Below are 22174 nucleotides of genomic sequence, written 5' to 3'. Positions count from 1 at the left end.
TACACACCTCCTACTCCCCATTTAGCTTTAAATCATTTTTTTGTTTCACTGTAAAACTACTAAAAAGTGTTGCTACGGTCACAGATATAAATAAAATAGCTGGACATATTACATAAGAAATGATTGGATTAACAACAAACTTTATGTGAGCTGCTCCCATAAATGAACCTAACCAGCTTATTAGTGTTTCTCCAAACGTAGCAGCTATAAATGCCCCTGTTAAAATACCTACTAATACTATAGCAATAGAACGAGTAACATATTGTATACGAATATCTTTGTAGGAAAAGCCGATACTTTTCATAATTAATATTTGCGAAGAATCTTTTACCAATAACATTTTAAAAAACATCGCAGTTATTAAAACCGATATCAATATAGCAATCAAAATTGCCACTTGTGTCACCAGTCTTAATTGTTTGATTGTCTCTCCTAAAGTTTGAGATAAATAATTATCCGTATCTGTTATTTTTGCAGAATTTAAATTTTGTTTATACTCCTTCACTTTTTCTTGTAGATTCACTTTGGGTTTCATATCTACATTTACTACGTACCATAATATATCTTCTTTATTGTAAGAAAAACTCGCTTTAGCTGTTTTTCCTCCATTCGTTACATCTTGATATATACCACTAATAGTTAGCATTTTCTCTTTTCCTTCTACAAATAAAACGATTTCATCCCCTATATTCTTTTTTAATTCATTTGCGTTCATATAAGAGAGAGCGATCTCATTTTCATTTTTTGGTGCCATACCTTTAACATATTCTATTGGAAATTGGGCGAAATCTCCCACTTCTACATTTAAATTTCCATTTGTACCATCAGCTTTCACCATTTTAAATGTACTCGTTACAAATGCTGCATATTTTTCTACCTCTTCATCGTTTCCGATATACGATATAACGTCATTAAACCGTTTTTCTATATTTTCAGATTGCTGTAAATCTATTCGCATATCACTCTTTCCTGTTCCCATATAATTAACAAATTGCGGTGACTGAATCGTGTACAAAAAGTTAACTGGTACAACAATCATGAACACTGCAATAATTAAAACGATACTTAATACTCGATATAACTTAAATCGTTTCACTACATCTTGTATACCAATAAATATATTTACATTTGTAATTTTAGTTTGATAGAGAGAAAAAAATCTTCTAATCTTTCTTTTTCCTAGTTTATCTCTTGATCGTAAAGCGTCTATTGCTGTAATTCTCCTAAAATTCCACAAAATGATGCGGCAAAAAAGGATAACGGCTAGAAATAACAATGTTGTGACTATCAATGGCACAACATAATATAAAATACTTTTATTAGCTGTCCCCATATAAAGTGCGATGTTAGAGGTAAATATTTTTGTAACAAATAACGAAAGGATATATCCACATATACATCCGATAGCGGAAATAACAACATATTTTGTTACATATAGTTTTTGAATATCTTTACTTTGAATGCCGATAGCTTTCATAACACCAATTTCCCGATAATCTTCTTCCATTGAAGTAATAATCGTAAATCTAATACATAAAATCGCGATTAGCATTAATAATGCACTTATTATGATAAGTACTGCAGCTATTATTCCATCTGTTAATGAATTGAGTGTTTTAAAGAGTGAATACGTAATAGAGGGACCTTTTTGAGGTAAGTTTGATGACTGGTATAAAGTTTCAAATTCATTTATTTTATTTAAATCTGTTAGCTGGAATTCAATAAGATATTCACTTTCTCCAAAATTCCCCTTTATTCTTTCGAAGTCTTCATCGCTTATTACAAATCGTTTTGAACTAACAAGTGATGGGTTCATTTGAACATCACGAACAAATGCCGAAATAGTAAATTCTAGCTCATTATTATTTTTAACAACCCAAATTTTATCTCCAATACGCAAATGATATTTTTGCATATAATAAATTGGTACACCTATTTCTCCTTTCCTAACATCGATCAATTCATTATTTAAATCTAATAAAAAGTCAAAAATAGTATTTTGCTTAACAAAGCTAATGTCCATTACACTATTATGTTCCGCTTGATTTTTCTTCTTTATAAAAATGTTAGATCCGCCTATTTGAACCATCTCTGCTGTTTGTTGTTTTTTTACAAAAGGAGTTTGCGCTACAAATGAATCAATTGACTTTTGGTTTATTTCTCCGGCATGCATTTGTACGAAGTGCGGTGCGTTTGATACTTTAAACAATTGATCCGTTGAGTTCAATAGATTTATAACGTTACTTGAAGCACTTGCGATTAAAAGACTTGATAACATGATAAACATAAATAGAATGGTAATTATCATTTTATTTTGAGAGAAATCTCTTTTTAACATTCTCCTAATCATATGGAGCTAGTTCCCTTCATTCCATAATATTTTCTTCGTCACTATCGCTATTATTATCATTATGAAACTAATAAATAATATAGGTAAATAAATTTTCATACTGAATCCTTCAAACATAAAACCATAAATGACTTGCCCAATTGGTGCCATACATTGAGATACCGCTGTTATAATTGCCATTACTTTTCCTAGGTTTTCATTTGGTGTTTTCTTTTGGACTACAGTAATCACATAGATGGATACAATTGTCACGATCATTGCAATTAGAATAGAAGAAAGTATAAAGAGGATAAATGGTGGATAGTATCCTAAATTAAGAATAACTGGCGTAACTGATAGTGCCATTGGTAGTACTAATAAAGCTATTAAAAGCATCCAGTAATACAATGTTTTCATCTGTAGCTTTTTCGCAAAAAAACCTATCGATAATGCACCTAAAATAGTAGCAAAATCGATCAATCCCATTCCAATTCCGTATAACGTGTCGCTACTTTCCATTGTTACTCGTATAATAATTGGAGCGCCAACAACAAATAGCGGTGTAAGTATTAAATTTAGTAATGCAGCTAAAAGCATAGATTTCAAAATAAATGGTTGTTTTAAAACATATATAAATCCTTCTTTCATATCCTTTACAATTGTCGGTATTATATGGCTTTCTCGCGCTCTTTTTATAAAAGGTATTTTAATAAACATTTCTAAAATCGCAGATAAAAAGAAAGCAAGACAACTTATTATTACGAGCATTTTCAAACCAATTATGCCGTACAGTATTCCTCCTAATACAGGAGCAACTATATTCGATAATGCTTGCACACCATTTACGATACCGTTCGTTCGCTTGCTCTAACTTATTCTCTGGAACTAATTGCGGAATACTCGCCATTACAACAGGTGAATACATTGCACTAACGACTGCTAGTAAAAACATAATTGTTCCAATTAATATAATAGATACAGGTCCAGTAAATAACAAAATTATAAAGCTTAATACAATCGCAGCGTTGATAAAATCAAAAATAACCATTAAATTACGGCGATTGAAACGATCTGCTATCGCTCCGCCAAGAGGGGCTAGCAAAAACGGAATACTCGTTACCGCATATAATCCTGCGAATATATCAGCACGCCCTGTTATATCTAGCACATATAATGACAGGGCAAAACGTAAAAGTGTTGAACCTAAAATAGTAATAATTTGTCCACTCACCATTAAGTGAAAATCTTTCATCGAAGACCTTATACTAGCTGACATCCTTATCACACCTTTCATTCGATTCAGACCGACTGTCGGTCGATAATATCCAAACAGAAAATTACTATTTCTGTTTGATTAAAACCTCCACCATGTAATCAAAGGCTCCCTCTTTCGCTCCAACAGATGCTTCCATCATTTTGATATAAGCTTTAGCTCTCCTCATCATTTCTTCCGGCTTCCACTGGAATAAACCCTCATCAAATATGACTTGTGCTGAAGAGAGTAATAATTCAATCGTTTCTTGTGGGTATGGAGTAGAAAATATGCCTTCAGCGATTCCTTGTTCTAAAATCTCTGCTAAAACAGGAGATAAATGAATAATTGATTGTACTATACTTTTTTGATGCATTTCCGCATTATTTGGCTGATGAAATTGTTCAATCATTTTATCTTTTACATCTCCTGATTTTGGTGATTGTTCCATTAAAACTCGAAATAACTTATCCAAAACTGGGATATTAGGGTTAGAGACAATTGCTTTCGCTTTAGCAACATCCGCTTTAATAATCCTCATAATAATTTCATCCATTACTTCTTCTTTCGACTTAAAATAATGATAAAACGTCCCCTTTGCTATACCAATCTCTCTTAAAATGTCATTTACTGTAGTTTTCGTATACCCTTTTGTAACAAACAAACGTTCAGCAGTTTCTAAAATTTCATTTCTACGCTCCCCATATTCTTTTACGATCCTCATTCATGTACTCCTTCCTACGGACCGACTGTCGGTTTATTTAAAGTATATGTTTAGTATGTGAAAAGTTTCCTGTTATCGTACATATACAACAACCTACTTTATATTTCCTTTATGAATTTTAAATTATTTAATACGGTAAATGAAATTTCAAAGGTTGTTTTTATGCAATCACCCTTGTACTTATATCGACTTCGTTGTATAAAAACTAAAAGAGCCGCAACACTTTGCGACTCTTTTTGAATAATAACTATTTAACGGCCACGTCTTTGCTGACCTTGTTTTGTACTACTTTTCTTATTACTTGGCTTATTAAATGATCGATTGTTATCATTTCTCGAACTATTTCTTGAATCGTTTCTTGGACCACCTTTTGAACCACTTCTTGAACCTTCACGGCTATCTCTTTGACGATATTGACCTGATTTCTTTGGAGCCGGCTTTTGTACCGGTTTTCCATTTTCATCTACATTTTTTATCATCGGTTGTTCGATTATTTGTCTTTGTATTGGTGCACCAAGCGTTTTTTCAATTTCTTCTAAATGTTTTTCATCTTTCGCTGCAACGAACGTAATTGCAAGACCTGATCCACCTGCACGTCCTGTTCGGCCAATGCGGTGAATATAACTTTCTACATCTTCAGGGATATCAAAGTTAAATACGTGCGTTACACCATCTACATCAAGTCCACGAGCTGCTACATCAGTCGCAATTAAGTACTGAATTTTAGCTTCGCGGAAACTCTTCATGACTCTTTCACGTTTCGCTTGAGGTATATCACCATGAAGTTCAGCACAATTATAACCTAGTCCTTTTAAATTATCATACAGCTTACTTACTCTAACCTTTGTACGACAGAAAATAACTGCCAAAAATGGCTGATCACGATCCATAACAAAACGAAGTGCATCTGGCTTTGCACGATCTGTCGTCTCAATGACACGCTGCTCAATTGTATCTACCGTTACTTCTTCACTTTGTACTTGAATCATTTGCGGCTCTTCCATATAACGTTTCGCCAATTTTTTAATATCTTTTGGCATCGTTGCTGAGAATAACATCGTTTGTTTACTATCAGGTGTCTCATCTAAAATATCTTCAATATCATATAAGAATCCGAAATAAAGCATTTGATCCGCTTCATCTAGTACAATTGTTGAAAGATTACTTAAATCAATTGTTTCACGACGTATATGATCTAATAATCGTCCTGGTGTCGCAACAACTATATGTGTATTACCTTTTAATTTTCTTAATTGTTGTGCTACATCTTGTCCGCCATATATCGCTAGTACATTAATATCTTCTCTTTGAACAAGCATTTTTTTAATTTCAGTTGTAATTTGCAGTGCTAGTTCCCTTGTTGGTGCAACAATTAAAGCCTGAACATCACTAGACTCTGGATCGATTTTTTCTAAAATCGGTAACACGAATGCTAACGTTTTACCCGTTCCTGTTTTCGCCTGCCCAATAATATCTTTACCTGACATAATAACAGGAATTGCCTTCTCCTGAATCGGTGTTGCTTCTGTAATTCCATTTTCACGTAATGTATGATTAAAAGTTTCACTAATTCCTAATTCTAAAAAGTTTTTCAAATAGACCACTTCTTTTCCTTATTTTTCACATTAGCTTTCATTGTACCATTTGTTTCGCCAAATATGAAAAATAAAAAAATTCTTATCTTCTTTTTTTATATTCATCCTGTACTAGATGAACAAATTCTTTTTGTTTTTTCTCGGAATTTATTATTGCTTCCATATTTGTAGAATTCAAAATATACTTCTTGATTTTCCTATTACTCCAAATTAAACTTGTATACTTTGTATCTTCGTGTAACTTTCGAAACCACTCAAATTCGCTTAATTTGGCAATATGGTGTTTTAATTTCATGTCATTTCGAGGATAAAATAAAATAACATTTGCTATTACATCAAATAATGAGTCCAAGTTATTCCCTCCTATAACTTCTTTAATGAAGATATTAAAGGAATGTTAAAAATCATTGTTTCACCAATTCAAAATAAATTACACCAATATGTACATCAAGGAACTAAGTTCTACAATTTAATATGTAATACGAAAGCATTATATAACCTTCATTTTGATTTAGCATATGAGCTTATCTTTTAGAAAGAAGATTTGCAATATAGAATGGAAAAATCCTAATAGTGCATTAGAGATATTTATTATTTTTCATTATAGTTTTTATAGCCTTACCATATCAATTTGGGAATTTTGTCCGTTTAGAAAACCATTTAGATACATTTAGCCATATATTGTACGCCAATAATATAGTAGTAAGAAATTTACAAATGAAAGATATAGAAAGAGTAAGGTGGCATGGTTAATTACTCATGAAGGTATAGTGCGTTAGATGAATAAATAGGCTTCATTTGCAATAACATAGTATGTTTTCCCTTTACTGCTGTGTGCTTTGTACTGTGGCGAACCATTGACACTCACTTTTGCATCAATCATAAATCCCTGCATCTACAGAACCAGCTCCATCTTTATATTTCCAAGATGGAGCATCCTAGAAACGTAGATTGTCCACTTTGAAAACAATACGTTTTCAAGGTGGACAAATAAACTGTGCTTTTCTTATCGAGTAGCAACAGATACTTCTGAAAGAAATAGACTACATCATAATAGGGGTTATATTCACAGCTGTAATTTTACAAGTTGAAATTGCAAACCTAACGGTTGTAGTTGGATTTATAGGTAATGTCCCTAGTACTATCCCAAGTCCTGTTTGTTCCACGCTAAAATCTGCTGCAATAGAACCATTACTTGCTAAAAGACTTACTGTAGATCCGATAAACGCATCCAGTAATTGTCTAATTGGTCGTTCACGACATTCACACTCGCATCCTACATCAGTAGGTGGAAGTAATGTAATAGGTGGTCCTGGTGGTAAAAAACCTACCCCTGTTACATCAGATATATTGACCACAAAGGTTGTGGTGCCATCTGTAACTGTAACTAAAAAATCATTCACAGAAGTGATAGTAAATAGAAAGAAAAGCGGGGGCGTGTTGGGTGTGTCTGCAATAGTGCCAAGAATAACAGTTTCTCCAATAAGTTGTTGTAAAACGCTTTGCATAGGTAAAACACAGCAATCACAAAGACAACCTTCAGTTCCTCCTGTTGGACCCGTTACTCCCGTTGGACCCGTTACTCCTGTTGGACCCGTTACTCCTGTTGGACCCGTTACTCCCGTTGGACCCGTTACTCCCGTTGGGCCTGTCCCTCCTGTTGGACCTGTGGGTAAAGTAAATGGTGGGATTGGGGGAAGTGTAGGGCCAATTAAATTTGGATTTAATGTATTAGCTTGAAGTATCCCATTTATCTTTTGTATTTCATTTTTATCAAACACATAACTACCTCCTATGAGTGTACTATACTGTAGTAATACAGTTACAAATACATAAACTTCATTGATCGTAATATAATATGTTTTCCCTATACTATTGTGCACCTTAAATTGTACTGAACCTTCCATATTTAACTTCCTAAAAATTGTAAACGCCTCACCTACATCTACAAAACCATCCACGTCTTTATCCTGCCAAGATCGAGCATCATAGAAACGTAGAATGTTAACTTTAGAAACAACACGCTTTCCTACAATAGAAGAATCTACTGTACTTTTCTTACTAAACTTCACATAGGATGGATTGTTCTTAATCCATTGCTCTCCACCAAGGTTTAACCAACCAGGCTTTTCGCCCCATTCAACATAAGCTTCTGATTTATTTAGTTGACGAATCTTAGAATAGCTTGTGTCTGGTCCTTTACGTAAATTAACGTTGTAGCCTTCAATATAAGCTATACCATCGGTTACAGCTGTTGGTACTTCTGTTGGTTTAGGTGGCTTTCAGGTACAGAAACATCCACACTAGAATTATTGTATGCGCGTTGTACATCAGCACGGGATTGAGCTCCTGATCCCCCATGAGATTTTAAATAATCAAGTTGATCTTCATGATCTGTACCGCCAAGATATTTAATCACATCGTAGTGAATCCACAATCCTTTTCCTACAGATAACTTGTTATCTTTTAAGATTTCCGCTAAAAGTTTTACGTATTTTTCATATGAACGCTCGAGCTTTGTATGGTCTGCTGTTTCACATAACTCTACATGTACAAATCGTTTATTAGCAGCAGGTCCACCGCCATATGTAATGTATTTTATATTAGCGATTTGGATTGTTTCATCTCAATCAACAGCATATTGAACAAATGCGTTTCTTCATGTACGAGATTCATACTTTTGAATATTTCAGAAGTCGCTGTACTATGAGCTACTACGCCCTCATAAACACCTACGCCAAAACGATATGGTTGTTTTGGTAAATTAGGGATAAAAAACGTTCTATCAGCAAAAATACTTGTAGCAAATGAACCAGCAAGTACTAGAATCATAAGGAACGAGGTAATTAGCTATATTAAAACCAGCTAAAATTGGAATGAATGTAAGTGATTGATTATTTATATCCTTAATTCCTTTCAATATTATTGTTGTATTCGGATTCATATACGCTATAAACAATCTAATAATTATTGTCAAGATAGCTGATATTAAGAAATCAAAAGTTTTTTCTGCCTTCGTTGCAGAACGCAAATAATTCATTGAAACCTCTATCGGAAACTTATTTGCTTTCCAAAACAGATTTTCTCTTCATCCATCTCCATATTCGTATCCGCTTAACAAGCATTGTTTTATTTTGAACAGGTATTCGCTTATAAATATCGAAATATACAATAAGAAAAAACAATAAAATTGATTATTCTTTCGCTTCTTTGTCCATCCTTTTAAAAAATCTATTTTTTGGAAAAGGAGTGTTTATATGGAGAAACAGACACTTTGGAAAAAATTCAAAAAAAGCTCAGTAAACCTCGGTAAATCCAGCGTATATGAAAGTATTATTTTATTTTACACAATGAAAAAGAAAGAGTTACCTACTAAAGCGAAACTCATTATATTAGCCGCTTTATCCTATTACGTATTAACAATCGATTTCATTCCAGATATAGCTGCTATTATTGGGATTGGCTTATTAGATGATGTTTTAGCAATCGCTGTAGCGCATAAATATGTTATGCGACATGCGGATGCTGAAATTCGAGAGAAGAGCAAAGTAAAAATGGAGTCATTATTTACTTCAGCACACATTTAACGAAGAAAGATAGGCTCTTACTTGTCTTTTCTCACTGCCTAACCATCATCTATAGCTTTTAAACAAATGATTTGAACAGTGTTAATACAGAAAAAAGAACTAAAATAATCTTTTAGTTCTTTTTTGTCAACTCAATTTATTTTTGAACAATAGTTAAAAGAGCCTATTTTAATTTACCAACTAAAACAGGCTCTTTACTAATTTAAATTTACAAGATCATCATCATTTTACGCTATACTTTGCTACTTCAACAACATTTCTCTTTCATCGCTTTCATCATAGACATAGTAGTCTTCATCATTTCATCACATTCATTCATTTTCACCATCATTGCCTTATCCATTTCTACATCCATTTGCATCATGTTATTCATCATCATTTTCATACACTTCATTTCACACATCATTTTTTCCATAGACATCATCATGTTTGTTGTTTCTACCATCATAGTTTTTTCCATATTAACATCCCCCTAGAATTTTTATGTTACAAGTATAAAAATTCCTTTTCGTTTTTCTAAAACCTTCTTAGTTTACCTCATACAAATATTTATCAATATATTTCCCTCTCAATTCGTCATTGATTAACTTTATTTATTGTCACGCTGAAACGTAAATATAATAAAAAGCATCTTATTATAGATGCTTCCTTGTCTAACAATTAAATTATTAACACTATGAAACTCCATTTGTTTCGTAAACATAGGGTAAATCTATTATTTTTATAAAATTCATAAATCCAACTATAACGTATTACAGTTTCATTCATATACTGTAGTAGATCACTAGAAAGGAGGCGTATATATGGAAAGTTGTATTGTGTTCGTAAACGGCCAACCTTTTTTAGTACTCACAGTTGCTGGCATCGAAATTGCTAGATTGGAAATTACTCTTCAAGTAGCACTAGCTTTGAGAGTTCTCGGTATTCCAATCTGTGGGTAATTCATTTAAGTAAGTTTAAAAGAGAGCTTTCGCTCTCTTTTAAACTCTTGTCAAAGAATGCACTTCTATACACTTAGCAAGTGTGACTCATAGCCTTGTAGAAATTATATAATAAATATACAAGCATTTACGTTAAAAGAACTTTCTTTAACACACACATCTGCAAACAATTTAACATCCTCTTCATATCACGTTCTTTATAGTGATTCAGACATGCTATTTGAATCCAGTTATTCTTTTGTAAATATGCTGATTCATAATGAACAATATATCCTTGTAATGCTAATGCATCACCTACTGCCTTAGAACACTGCCCTTCGTTTAATTGAATGGTAAGAACAATTTGAGCGGCATGATCTTTAGGTGAAACAAGCTTTAAACCCATAGTATTAATAGCTTGTTCAATATAAGCATACGCCTCTTTTATTTTTTCAAATGCCTCTTCATCTTCAAGTCGCTTCAATGCTTCTTGCAATGCATAAATTAAATTCCATGAATGGGAGTATGGGATACTTTCATTTTCTTCGTACATACCAATGTCCATATAAGCAGGTACTGCCTCGTTTACTTTTACAATGTGGTTATGAAAAACGAAAGATAATCCTGTATATGATTTAATCCCTTTTCCGCTAACACCACTTGCAAAATATACATCCTTCAAATTTATTGGTATTGCTCCAATTGAGCTTATACAATCTACACATAGTTTCATTTGATATTTTTTACAAAGAATGTTTAGTTCTTCTAAATTATTTAACATTCCAGTTGATGTTTCATGGTGAACAAACCAAAGCCATTCATAATTTCCAGTTGCCATTATTTTTTCTAATTCTGTATAAAGAAACGGCTCTGCCATTTCTTTTTTATGCGTATCATAATGTAATTGCGCACGTGTTGCATGTCCCACTAACCTATTTCCAAATTCCCCATTTGTTAAAACTAGTCCTTTCCCTTTTAAAGAATTCAACTGTAAAGCAATGGCATCATTCGCTAACGTCCCTGTTCCTAACATTATTTGCACACGTTTTGCTTTTGTTATTTGCAGTAAACGTTTTTTTACATTTTCCATTGTCACTTGAAATGACTTAGAACGATGCGAAATAGGCTTAGTAGAAAATGCCTTTCGAACATTTTCTTCAATATCCACTGGACCAGGTAAAAACGTATATTCTTTCGTCATAATACCCCCAACACTCGACTCTTCAAACATAGCTGGGGTAACATACATTGGCTGGAAGGCTGCTTCTTCAGTACCAACTAACGTATGGAAAGATTTGAATCCCATTTGCTCATATAAAGGTAGTTCACGTGTTGTAGCAGAAATGAGTGCCAATTCATATCCATTTAGAAGCAAATAACGATGTAAAAAGCGAATTAAACCTAACAATGCTCTTCCATTTCGATATTCACGTTCTACTGAAAGTAAACGAATTTCATATACATTTTCTCCATGTTCTTGCAAATAAAAATCTAGATTTGGAATTTTATAATCTAACGAGAATGGTCGTTTTCCTCGCAATGCAACCATACCTACTAACTTATCGTCATCTAAACAAATTAAATATGTATTTTCTTCATGGAAACGATCTATACGAACACGATCTTTCGTTTCTTCATGTTGCGGAATTTCTTCTACAAATGTTTTATAATTCAATTTTTGTATACTTTCAAATTCCCAAGCTTGATCAGCAACTTTATAAATTAACCCCATGTTGTATCTCCTTTATGTATTTAATAAAAATTATAAGTGGAGATTAACTCCACTTATTAAAAGTTCATTTCATTCTCGATTTACATATAAAATAAGTACAATGATAAGTGCACTTAAAATAGTCGTAACAATAGAGTAAGAATACAAAATCATGCAAACTGGTAAACAAGCGATTGTAATTAGTCCGGGCTTAGTAAATCCTTTAAAGATTAAATAAAATATAATGAAAACAGTAATAAGAGTAAGCGCTATCAAATAATCAAATGCAATTAAACCTCCAATAAATGTTGAAATGCCTTTTCCGCCCTTGCCTTTAAATAAAATTGGGTAAATATGTCCAAGTATAACAGCCAGTAAAGCTAACATTACAAATGTAGAATCTTCGAAAAGGTATTTTGCAATAGAAACTACGATTGCCCCTTTGATCGCATCACCTAAAAATGTAGCGACGAAAGACCCTTTTCCATATACGCGCCCCATATTTCTTGCGCCAGGATTACCACTTCCTTCTTCACGAATATCAACATTATGTTTCCATTTCGTTACTATATAAGCGGTCAATATGTTTCCAAATAAATAAGAAGCCACCAAATACAAAAATTGCATACTATTAATCATGTAATCATTCACTTTCTACATGGGAGTACTTATACAATATTCAATGACTATGTATATTGTACTTTTTCTTGCTTTACATCCCTTTGTATATTTTAACATCATATTTTTACAAATCATACAAAAATTCTCATACTTCTATTTTATAAAATATACACCCTTCATTAAATGATATGTTCCTTTCACTGCCATTTCTGATGGTGATACGAATATAACTTCTCCCATACTTTTCTCACAGCATTTCTTAAATTCAGCATATATTTCAGGTACTGAACACAATATACTACCACTAACTGCAATTAAAGGTGATAAATCAAACTGCATCTTGTTGTAAATATTCACCGTAATTATCGTTAATTCCTTAGCCGCTTGCAGAATAATTTTATGTGCATCATCATTCCCATTCCTCGCTTCCTCTATAATTAATGGTGCAATTGCTGCAACTTTATCTTTTGAAGAACTATATACTAGTCTTTTTATATGAGATGATGTTAAAAGTCGAAACTCGTCTTGAATCCTTAAGCTTAATGGACAAAGTCTAACTCCTTGATCAAATTGATTTGCCATTCTCTTTAAACCTTGTAACGCAATCCAATAACCGCTTCCCTCATCCCCTAAAATATGTCCCCATCCACCGCTATACTCGTACACTTCGTCTTTCTTTCCTATACAAATTGCACCTGTACCGCCAATCGTTAAAATTCCATCCTTCCCTTTTAAAGTAGCTGCATGTGCAAGCATTGCGTCATTTAAAACTTCAATTTGTGTTTGGTACTTCTTTTTTAGACGTACTGTTAATTCATTTGTATTTGCTCCACTTACACCCGCTAACCCTAAACAAATACAAACGCAATGCCCATTTAATACACCTTTCCGGCATTGATCAATCGCTTCCATAATATGCACAAGAGCTTCTTCAAAATCTATTAATATATTTCCAAAACCACTTGTAGCTCTTACAAGTTCGTTTCCGTCTTTATCAAATGCAATTGCTTCTGTCTTTGTTCCCCCACCGTCTATTCCTATCATATACTTCATATGTTCGCCTCATTTTCATCATCTTATTGGAGGGAATGTTATATTCCCTAAAACTACAGATTGCTTTGCACCTGTTGCGCTTGGCACATTACTCGGATTACGATGATGCGTTTCGTTTGCTAATATCGCAAAGGCGATTGCTTCTTTCGCCTCTGAAGAATAGCCTATATCTTCTTGAATGAATATCGCGCACTTTTCTTCCTTCAATCCATTTCGTATCATTTCAACAAGTGTACGATTATAACTGCCCCCACCACCTAAAATTACTTCATCGATTTCATAATACGGCAGAATAAACTCCTTATAATGATGAACAATTGAACTTGCTGTAAACATCGTGACAGTCGTCAAAAGATTTTCTTTACCATGCTTTTCAAACCGCTTCGATAATTCACTTCCAAACTCTTCTCCAAACTGTTCTCTACCAGTTGATTTCGGTGGATTCATTTTCAAAAATGGATGGTTCATACAATATGTCAAAATTTCATCTACAACTACTCCTTGTTTTGCAATCCTACCATTTTGATCATATGGCAACTGAAATAATCTTTGACATACATCATCGATTACCATATTTCCTGGGCCAGTATCAAAAGCAATAACGCTCTTATCACTTAGATGACTTGGTATTACTGTAACATTACCGATTCCGCCAATATTTTGTAGTAATCTATTTTTAGTTTGATGACGATACAAAATGACCTCTGAATATGGCACAAGTGGTGCACCATGTCCCCCTGCTGCCATATCCATCGTTCGAAAATTAGAGATAACCGTAGTGTTCGTTTCATATGCTATAACTGCTGGTTCTCCAATTTGCAATGTCGAAGAAATACTCTTGCCTTCTTGCTTTGGCTGATGATAAATCGTTTGTCCGTGAGAACCAATTACATCTAATTGTCCCAAAGGAAAATTGGCCTCTTTACAAACTTCCTTTACAGCATTGGCGAAGCATAAACCGAGTTTGAAATTTAAACTGCATATGAGTTGTACATTTGAATTTTCTATTGATAATGCCTGCTGGATCTCATTTTTCATATCATTACTAAATGGCACAGTAGTAAAATGGATGAGTTCAACTTTAGAACCTACACCGCTTCCTTCTATATGAACGAGTGCTACATCTATTCCATCTAATGAAGTACCGGACATAATCCCTGCAATATACATAGCATGCATGACCTCCCCTTTACTAAAAAACAATCATGTAAGTTACAAACGTACAACCGATCGAAAATAATATAAATCTATAAAATAACTGAGCTTTTGATGCAAACGATCCATCAATAAAAGAAACAACTACTGTAAGCAAAATACTTGCCGCAATGCTTGTAACGAGCCATATACTATGCATTTGTGATAGATGTAGCATTCTTAATAAAGGTACGAAAAGGAAATTCGCACATATCACTCCAAATAATAATAAGAATACACCTTTATAACTAAATTTTATATTCATTCCATTTCACCCTCTCTGGACTTCATGTGAAAGAAGTGATAGACAAAATGCCTATCACTCAAAAACAAAATATTAAACTTACGGATTAACAGATTCCCCATCACCATTTTTCTCAATTTCAAGCATGTTTTTGTCGTACATTTTAAAGAATGGTAAATAAATAAGGAATGATATTGTTATGTTTATAAATACGAGTACAATCGCTCTCCAATCCCCACCTGTTGCTAAATATGCACCAATTGGAGCTGGTAATGTCCATGGAGGCATTATATGTGTTGGTGTAACAAACCCCATCGCAGTTGCTGAGTATGCAATAGTTGCTGTTACTAGTGGTGTAATGATAAATGGGATAATTAATATCGGGTTTAGTACAATTGGCAATCCAAAAATAACAGGTTCATTAATATTAAAAATACCAGGTACAATACAAGTTCTTGATAATGCCTTCGAATATTTTGATCGACCAAATACAATCATAGCTAATACAAGTCCTAACGTCGCACCAGAACCACCAATCCATATAAACCATTGGTATAATGGTTCTGGTGAAATGAATGGTAATTGATTTGCGCCACTAGCAACTGCTTCACCATTTTTCCCTAAATATACTTCCCATAATGGCCGGGCAACAGTTCCAACAACCGACACACCATGAATTCCGAATGACCAAAAAAATGTAATTAAAAATACTGGAATGATTACACCGAAGTAACTATCACCAGCTTTTACTAACGGTGCCGCTAATTTATCAACTACATGATGTAAATCAATACTAAAAACGACAGTTACTAAACTCATTAAAATAATAACGAATGCAGCAGGTATAAGTGCTTCAAACGAACGTGAAACAGACGGCGGTACTTGTTCTGGCATTTTAATCATTACATTTTTCGTCTTACAAAATCTTAAAATCTCAACTGATAAAATAGAAACAATCATTGTCACGAATAATCCATGACCTCCGAGATTTGTCATCGGAAGCATAAACCCTTTTTTATCAATTAATTCAGGCGTTAATGTTAATAGTAATGAACATACTGCAAGCTGTGCTCCTGATAAAGCATCTAGCTTATAACTTTTCGCTAAATTATACCCTATTCCAAATGCTATATATAAAGACATAATAAACATCGTTAAACGATATGGTATTAATATACTTGTTTGATTTTTTAATGCCCAAACAGATATGAAACTATCTTTCGGTAATGGTGGAAATGCTACGATTAAAAAGAAACTTCCTACAATAATAAATGGTAACGCTGAAATAACTCCATCACGGATTGCTTGTAAATGCCTCTGTTCAGAAAGCCTTGCCATCGGTCCAGATAAGTTTCTATCAAGAAACGTGACAAATTTATTCATAACGCTTCCCCCTAACTAATTAAATCATTTACAGTTTTTAATAAAGTCGGTCCGCCAAGCGGCGTGTATGCTTGTGGCGGTATGATACCGCACGGGATAGATTCCTCTTCTGCGAATTTTTTAACAGAGTCAAATCTATGTCTTACTTGAGGTGCAACCATTACAACGTCCCAGCCATTCTTTACTTCTTCCTCTATCTCACTTGTTCCAATGGCATGGACTTCCATGTTTACACCTTTTTTCTCCGCCTCTTTTTTTAAAGCGTTTACAACAATTGCGCTGGACATTCCTCCAGAACAAACGAATAAAACTTTCATTATTGAATCCTCCTATACTTATAAATTGTTTCTTTCAAATGAAAGAAAGTTTCACTTTACTAACAAGCATATGAAGAAATGAAACGATTTAGTTATACTGAAAGTAAATTTCACTAAAAATTTTTTTCCTATTAAATTAATGTTTCAATACTTATTTTTCTCAATTGCAGGGCCAACCTAACATCATATATTATTTTAAATAATCGTATAATAGGGAGGCGTATAAATGATTATGAAACGTTTAGTAATGATGTGCTGTATCGTCATATTGTTTACTCCTTTCTCTTTCATTTCCCCTCACTCTACTTATGCTGAAGTAAATACTACTTACAAAAAACATGAATTACGCGCTGTATGGCTAGCATCTGTTCTCAATATTGATTGGCCTTCAAAAACTGGCTTACCTATTGAAAAGCAGAAACAAGAATTTATAAGACTATTAGACGATGTAAAAAACACTGGTATGAATGCAGTCGTTGTACAAATTAAACCGACTGCTGATGCTTTCTATCCTTCAAATTACGGTCCTTGGTCTGAATACATTACGGGTACACAAGGAAAAGACCCTGGATACGACCCGCTCGCATTTATGATTGAAGAAGCACATAAAAGAAATATAGAATTCCACGCATGGATTAATCCATACCGAATAACGATGAATCACACTGATATAAATCGATTATCAAATAATCACCCTGCAAGACAACATCCCGATTGGGTTGTACCTTACGGCGGGAAGCTATATTACAACCCTGGTATTCCAGATGTGAAAAACTTTATAACGGAAGGCGCTTTAGAAATTGTACAAAATTACGATGTTGATGCATTACATATGGATGATTATTTTTATCCATATAAAGTAGCGGGTGAACAATTCCCCGATCAAAAAACGTACGAAACGTATAATAACGGTAGATTTACTAATATAGAGGATTGGCGACGTGACAATGTAAATGAACTTGTAAAAGGTTTAAATACAGCTATAAAACAAGAAAAATCATACGTAAAGTTTGGTATAAGTCCGTTCGGCGTATGGCGAAATATAGCTGACGATCCAACTGGCTCTAACACAACTGCAGGTCAAAGAAACTATGATGACCTTTATGCCGATACACGTGAATGGATACAAAAAGGATATATTGACTACATTACACCACAAATTTATTGGAATATTGGTTTCACACCAGCTGCATATGACATATTAGTAGATTGGTGGGTAAAAGAAACAAATAATAAACCGATTCACCTATACATCGGTCAGGCGGCCTATAAAATTAATAATAATTCTGTCCCCGCTTGGTCTAATCCTGAAGAATATCCAAGACAAATTGCATTAAACCGGTTATATCCTGAAATAAAAGGTAGTATGCATTTTAGCTTAAAAGATATGAATAACAATCCACTAGGGGTTAAAGATAGACTCGCAAAAGACATATATAAACATCCTGCATTAATCCCATCTATGCCTTGGCTTGATCATGATCCACCAAAACAACCGGCTTTAAAAGGGGCCATTCCAAGAGAAGAAGGTATTGCTTTAGGCATAATTGATGATAGAGATAATGACTCTGCTTATTATGCGATATACCGTGTGAATGGAAAGAATGTAGTTGATATTCAAGATCCGAAGAATTTACTTACTACTGTAAGAAAAACAAAACTTGGAGAAATTTACGTAGATAAACCGGCTATTTCTGGAGAAACGTATACGTATGTGGTAACTGCAGTTGATCGATTGCATAATGAAAGCATTCCTTCTAGTTTTACTACCGTTAAGGCAAAATAAAACCTCAAAAAAAACGCCTTAAAGCTGAGAAATACTTAGCTTTTAAGGCGCCTTTTTTATTTATTCTTAAACTTCTCAGTCGCTGCTCTCATCTTCACATTCAAATCATGATCAATGGAGTCGCGAATATCACGCTCTACTACTTCCATTTCTTTTTGGAAATTTTGCAAGTATATTTTTAGTTCTTCTTCTTTTTCAGGACGTTGTGATGGTGGTAATTGTACCACTAAAGATAACATTTCAGTTAAATCTTTCATTAAAAACGTTTCAAGTTTATGTTGTTGTTCAAACATACGCTGCTCTTGATAGTACGGCAATGCATTTAATACTGAAATTGTAATGTCATCAACCGTTCTTTGTAGTGAAGGATTAATCGAGCGTTTATATGCTTGAATTGTATTTAATGCATCTGGATATCGATCATAGAAATACAATTTATAAAACGATAAGTCTGTCGGTTTTACAGTTTGCTGTGATTCTTGTCTCAAGAAATCTTTCACTTTCATCGCGGCCACATCGATATCTTCATTTGTAAGCTTTTTCGTTGTTTTTGCCATTACATGCACTTTTTTCTGTTTTTCTTTCGGTAACATTGAAAATACTTGTTCTCTCGTACGTTGACCTGATGTACAGAAAAGAGTATTCAATGTATGTTTTTCTTTCTTTCCTTCCGTACGAATCCAGCGATAAAAGAGTGGATGTTGCGTAAACTCTTGTAAAAACGGTGTCGATTTGTTTGATAATTTCTCAATGGAATCTTGTGCTCTCTTATATGGTTTCGTCCATGAAAAATAAAGTTTACGTCCGAAGTATACAACTAAAACAACGACAGTAAATGCGATTAAAAGTAATGATCCTAATAGTAATAATACTCCTTGAATGAAACTCATTTTTTCACCTCCTCTAAAAGTCTGTTATTTCCTTGGACGCTGAATGAGTTTCTGCTTCATCTCATCATTAAATGTATCTAGTTCAATTACAAATTTCTTACTAGACTCAATAATACGTTCTGACGATCTCTCAGATGCTTCAATAGCAGCGAATACATTTTGGAATGATTCACGTAATTTATCCATGCTAATTGCAGGATTTTCAAGGAGTTTTGTTGTTTCTTCTGTATTTTGTTTTAATGCTTGTGAATTGCTTAATACCATTGATTCAATCGCTTCATTTGTTGCATTAACAGCATCAATTGTTTTACGTTGATTTGTTAATGCGAGCTGAATTGCAGCTGAAACCGTTATAACGTTTTGCGTCATCGTAATTGCATTACGAATTGCCTCTGATAGCTTTTCATTATTTTTCTTAATGATGTCTACAGATGCGATAGATTGTAATAATACACTTTTCGCTTGTTGCATATTACGAGTACGCACAAGTATCTTTTCTAATGCATCATTTATTAACGGAATATCCCTTTGACGTTCTGGATTTTGTTTCTCAGCTTCAAGCATACCAGCAAGTTTTCTTCCTAAGTATACTTGTTTATCAAGAGCGTGAATTTTATCGTGTGATTGCTCTTTTAACATTTCAAGACCAACCGTATCCTCTTGCAAGTTATCACGGCCAATGAGAAGTGATCTTATAATCTCCTCGATTTGCTTATCTATAGATTGATATTTATGCACGTAATTTTCAAGCGGATTTTTCTTAAACACTTTAAACATAAGTTTCTTCATACCAGTTGCTTTTAATGAGTTTGGATCAAGTTCTGATACCACTTTTCGTAATTCTAACAATGTATTTGGAATTTCTTCATTCTTTCCATTCATCATCGCTGTCACAGGACGTTTTAAAGCTGATAGCGTTTGTCCTGCCGCCTGCTGCTCTTTATCCCCTAAGTCTCCTAGCTGTGACAATACTTTTGATAAATCTGTATTTTGCTCGCTATTTAACTTTTGTACATAAAGATCTGCTTCTTTATTCAGTTCTTCAAGCTCTGCATCTTTTATTACTGTATCCACTACTACTTCTACATTAGTATCTTTCACAATCGATACAGGTTCTTTTTTCTCGAGTTCAGTCAACAAAATCGCTCCTTTATTTATATGTGCGAATTTATGTGCACTATATTTCATCTAATATATCGTATTTCATATACATTTTTGCTTGCTTGAAATCGATTTTTCAAGAAATACCTGCTTATGCAGTCATTCCCTGTTTCATAGTATAAGTATACCTGTTCTCGTCATTATTTTCCTCAGACTTAAGACCTAGAGAACAACATGCTGAAGACGGATTCTTCACAACTTACCTTACTTATCACCACTGACTATTAATTTGAAATTCCATTTAGTTACCTTCTTAAATTCATACAATGCTCTATCTTTTGACATATACTATCTTTCAATGTGATAATTATATTAGGTTCACTTCTAATTATTCTTCCGCGCAACAAATGCTCCCTTTTGAAAAGCTAATAACACGGTTTCAAACGTAACGTCTTCTTCAATCATCTTTATAAATCCAGCTAATTCCCCCGCATGAGAAGTTGCATTATCAATTACAAGAAAACCTTTTGGCTCTAAAATGCGTTTTATATGTTCCCACCACCACATGTATTGCGTGCGCTCTGAATCTAGGAAAATAAAATCAAATGAACGATCTACTTGCGAATCTAAAAATGCCCCAGCCTCTTGATTATGAATATCGATTCTCTGTGTAAGATTTGCCCTTTCAAAATTTCCAAGTGCCTCTCCAACCCGTTCTGAAGAAAGTTCTACAGTTATAACATTTCCATTTGTTTCTTCTACCGCATTTGCTAGCCACAATGTAGAATAGCCATTTGAAGTTCCAATTTCTAAAATTTTTTTTGCATTGCACCCCTTTACTAATACTGATAAAAACTGCCCCATTTCACGAGAAATATTTCTTAATTTTTCTTCTCTTTTTTCTTTATGTCGATCATGCTCTTCTCCATATTGTTCAAGTTGCAATAATAATGAATCTAGAGTATTCATTTTCTCCATCGCCTTTCCAAGCAATATGATGAAAAAGTACATGATGCCCGTCTACTTTTCATTATATGCGAAATGCACACCTTTTTCCTGTTATACGACAAAGAATTAAAATTTTTTATAGCATATTGTTTCGTTTTTTGGTAAAGTTAATTTCTACGTGCAATTATTTAATTCACATTATTTTACAATCAGTTTTCAATTATAAGATAATCTAAACCCCATTTAAATGAATCGGTATTTCTAATTCAACTAAGCGCCCTTTTCGGACGCATTTTCTTTTGTTTATATATTTCTGTAAGAAAGGATGCTTACACATGAACGTGATTAACTTAGATGCTGCTAGAAGACGTAAACAGCATAAAAAACTAATGATAACTATACCGATTATTAAACGCATTTATGAAGAAAACGGGGAAATTAAATTCGAGGTAGCCGGCGAAAAAGATGTACCTCTTGAAATGTTAGAAAAATAAAAAAAAGACGCACTTCTAAAGAAAT

The 22174-nt window shown here is 33.6% G+C and carries 21 protein-coding genes and 3 pseudogenes; 4 read left to right on the top strand and 20 right to left on the bottom strand.

Annotated elements, in window-relative coordinates:
- Window positions 1-10 precede the first annotated feature (10 nt).
- From MHH59_RS12025 to MHH59_RS11985, 9 genes and pseudogenes are all read right to left on the bottom strand, one after another.
- Window positions 11-2350, bottom strand: a complete 2340-nt coding sequence (locus MHH59_RS12025) for an ABC transporter permease (protein WP_078178767.1) — start codon at window positions 2348-2350, stop codon at window positions 11-13.
- Between the two features lie 6 nt (window positions 2351-2356).
- Window positions 2357-3605 (bottom strand): annotated as a pseudogene (locus tag MHH59_RS12020) (MFS transporter).
- A 64-nt stretch (window positions 3606-3669) separates the two neighbouring features.
- Window positions 3670-4305 carry a TetR/AcrR family transcriptional regulator gene (locus MHH59_RS12015; RefSeq protein ID WP_002032119.1) on the bottom strand — a complete coding sequence of 212 codons (636 nt, stop codon included), beginning with the start codon at window positions 4303-4305 and terminating at the stop codon, window positions 3670-3672.
- Window positions 4306-4556: 251 nt separating this feature from the next.
- Complete coding sequence (locus MHH59_RS12010; protein WP_002012917.1) at window positions 4557-5909, bottom strand: DEAD/DEAH box helicase; 1353 nt, start codon at window positions 5907-5909, stop codon at window positions 4557-4559.
- A 73-nt stretch (window positions 5910-5982) separates the two neighbouring features.
- On the bottom strand, window positions 5983-6252 hold the full coding sequence (locus MHH59_RS12005; RefSeq protein WP_002127415.1) for a hypothetical protein: 270 nt from the start codon (window positions 6250-6252) through the stop codon (window positions 5983-5985).
- Between the two features lie 423 nt (window positions 6253-6675).
- A pseudogene (locus tag MHH59_RS12000) lies at window positions 6676-6877 on the bottom strand (N-acetylmuramoyl-L-alanine amidase); the annotation flags it as partial.
- Between the two features lie 66 nt (window positions 6878-6943).
- Window positions 6944-7681, bottom strand: coding sequence for an exosporium leader peptide-containing protein (locus MHH59_RS11995; protein ID WP_340852933.1), 738 nt, complete (start codon window positions 7679-7681; stop codon window positions 6944-6946).
- A 42-nt stretch (window positions 7682-7723) separates the two neighbouring features.
- Window positions 7724-8732 (bottom strand): annotated as a pseudogene (locus MHH59_RS11990) (N-acetylmuramoyl-L-alanine amidase); the annotation flags it as partial.
- Window positions 8686-8940 (bottom strand): hypothetical protein, encoded by a 255-nt coding sequence (locus tag MHH59_RS11985; RefSeq protein ID WP_002127412.1) that lies wholly within the window; start codon window positions 8938-8940, stop codon window positions 8686-8688. The pseudogene MHH59_RS11990 and the gene MHH59_RS11985, both read right to left, overlap by 47 nt.
- A 217-nt stretch (window positions 8941-9157) precedes the next feature.
- Between MHH59_RS11985 and MHH59_RS11980 the strand changes: the two genes are divergently transcribed.
- Entirely contained in the window at window positions 9158-9487 is a 330-nt protein-coding gene (locus MHH59_RS11980; protein ID WP_002127411.1) for a YkvA family protein, read from the top strand.
- Between the two features lie 247 nt (window positions 9488-9734).
- Here the strand turns inward: MHH59_RS11980 and MHH59_RS11975 are convergent, their stop codons facing one another.
- Window positions 9735-9947, bottom strand: coding sequence for a hypothetical protein (locus MHH59_RS11975; protein WP_000416118.1), 213 nt, complete (start codon window positions 9945-9947; stop codon window positions 9735-9737).
- 343 nt (window positions 9948-10290) lie between these two features.
- Between MHH59_RS11975 and MHH59_RS11970 the strand changes: the two genes are divergently transcribed.
- Window positions 10291-10428 carry a DUF3956 domain-containing protein gene (locus MHH59_RS11970; RefSeq protein WP_002127410.1) on the top strand — a complete coding sequence of 46 codons (138 nt, stop codon included), beginning with the start codon at window positions 10291-10293 and terminating at the stop codon, window positions 10426-10428.
- A gap of 127 nt (window positions 10429-10555) precedes the next feature.
- Here the strand turns inward: MHH59_RS11970 and MHH59_RS11965 are convergent, their stop codons facing one another.
- The 7 genes from MHH59_RS11965 to MHH59_RS11935 form a co-directional block, all read right to left on the bottom strand.
- Window positions 10556-12139: an aminotransferase class V-fold PLP-dependent enzyme gene (locus tag MHH59_RS11965; protein WP_340851256.1), complete on the bottom strand. Its 1584-nt coding sequence runs from the start codon at window positions 12137-12139 to the stop codon at window positions 10556-10558.
- A 69-nt stretch (window positions 12140-12208) separates the two neighbouring features.
- Window positions 12209-12757, bottom strand: coding sequence for a glycerol-3-phosphate 1-O-acyltransferase PlsY (plsY, locus tag MHH59_RS11960; protein WP_016126939.1), 549 nt, complete (start codon window positions 12755-12757; stop codon window positions 12209-12211).
- Between the two features lie 135 nt (window positions 12758-12892).
- Entirely contained in the window at window positions 12893-13792 is a 900-nt protein-coding gene (locus tag MHH59_RS11955) for a BadF/BadG/BcrA/BcrD ATPase family protein (protein WP_016126938.1), read from the bottom strand.
- 18 nt (window positions 13793-13810) lie between these two features.
- Window positions 13811-14962, bottom strand: coding sequence for an anhydro-N-acetylmuramic acid kinase AnmK (gene anmK / locus MHH59_RS11950; protein WP_340852931.1), 1152 nt, complete (start codon window positions 14960-14962; stop codon window positions 13811-13813).
- A 22-nt stretch (window positions 14963-14984) separates the two neighbouring features.
- Window positions 14985-15251, bottom strand: a complete 267-nt coding sequence (locus MHH59_RS11945) for a hypothetical protein (protein WP_016126936.1) — start codon at window positions 15249-15251, stop codon at window positions 14985-14987.
- Between the two features lie 78 nt (window positions 15252-15329).
- Window positions 15330-16613, bottom strand: a complete 1284-nt coding sequence (locus MHH59_RS11940) for a PTS sugar transporter subunit IIC (RefSeq protein ID WP_001032306.1) — start codon at window positions 16611-16613, stop codon at window positions 15330-15332.
- A gap of 11 nt (window positions 16614-16624) precedes the next feature.
- Complete coding sequence (locus tag MHH59_RS11935; RefSeq protein WP_000865895.1) at window positions 16625-16930, bottom strand: PTS sugar transporter subunit IIB; 306 nt, start codon at window positions 16928-16930, stop codon at window positions 16625-16627.
- 226 nt (window positions 16931-17156) lie between these two features.
- On the opposite strand from MHH59_RS11935, the gene MHH59_RS11930 reads away from it, so the two are divergent.
- Window positions 17157-18716, top strand: coding sequence for a glycoside hydrolase family 10 protein (locus MHH59_RS11930; protein WP_340851250.1), 1560 nt, complete (start codon window positions 17157-17159; stop codon window positions 18714-18716).
- 56 nt (window positions 18717-18772) lie between these two features.
- Here MHH59_RS11930 and MHH59_RS11925 read toward each other — a convergent pair whose 3' ends face one another.
- The 3 genes from MHH59_RS11925 to MHH59_RS11915 all read right to left on the bottom strand — a co-directional run bounded on the left by MHH59_RS11925 (window position 18773) and on the right by MHH59_RS11915 (window position 21685).
- Complete coding sequence (locus MHH59_RS11925; protein ID WP_078178961.1) at window positions 18773-19606, bottom strand: DUF3974 domain-containing protein; 834 nt, start codon at window positions 19604-19606, stop codon at window positions 18773-18775.
- A gap of 24 nt (window positions 19607-19630) precedes the next feature.
- Window positions 19631-20743, bottom strand: coding sequence for a toxic anion resistance protein (locus MHH59_RS11920; RefSeq protein WP_078214337.1), 1113 nt, complete (start codon window positions 20741-20743; stop codon window positions 19631-19633).
- Window positions 20744-21091: 348 nt separating this feature from the next.
- Window positions 21092-21685: an O-methyltransferase gene (locus MHH59_RS11915; protein WP_002085565.1), complete on the bottom strand. Its 594-nt coding sequence runs from the start codon at window positions 21683-21685 to the stop codon at window positions 21092-21094.
- Window positions 21686-21990: 305 nt separating this feature from the next.
- On the opposite strand from MHH59_RS11915, the gene MHH59_RS11910 reads away from it, so the two are divergent.
- Window positions 21991-22149, top strand: coding sequence for a hypothetical protein (locus MHH59_RS11910; protein WP_042983742.1), 159 nt, complete (start codon window positions 21991-21993; stop codon window positions 22147-22149).
- Window positions 22150-22174 lie beyond the last annotated feature (25 nt).

Origin of the sequence: Bacillus sp. FSL E2-0195 (genome assembly GCF_038003645.1) — a bacterium.
GTDB classification, from domain to species: domain Bacteria; phylum Bacillota; class Bacilli; order Bacillales; family Bacillaceae_G; genus Bacillus_A; species Bacillus_A mycoides.
The sequence above is the reverse complement of the archived record's forward strand: the minus strand, read 5'-3'. Positions and strand labels throughout refer to the sequence as shown.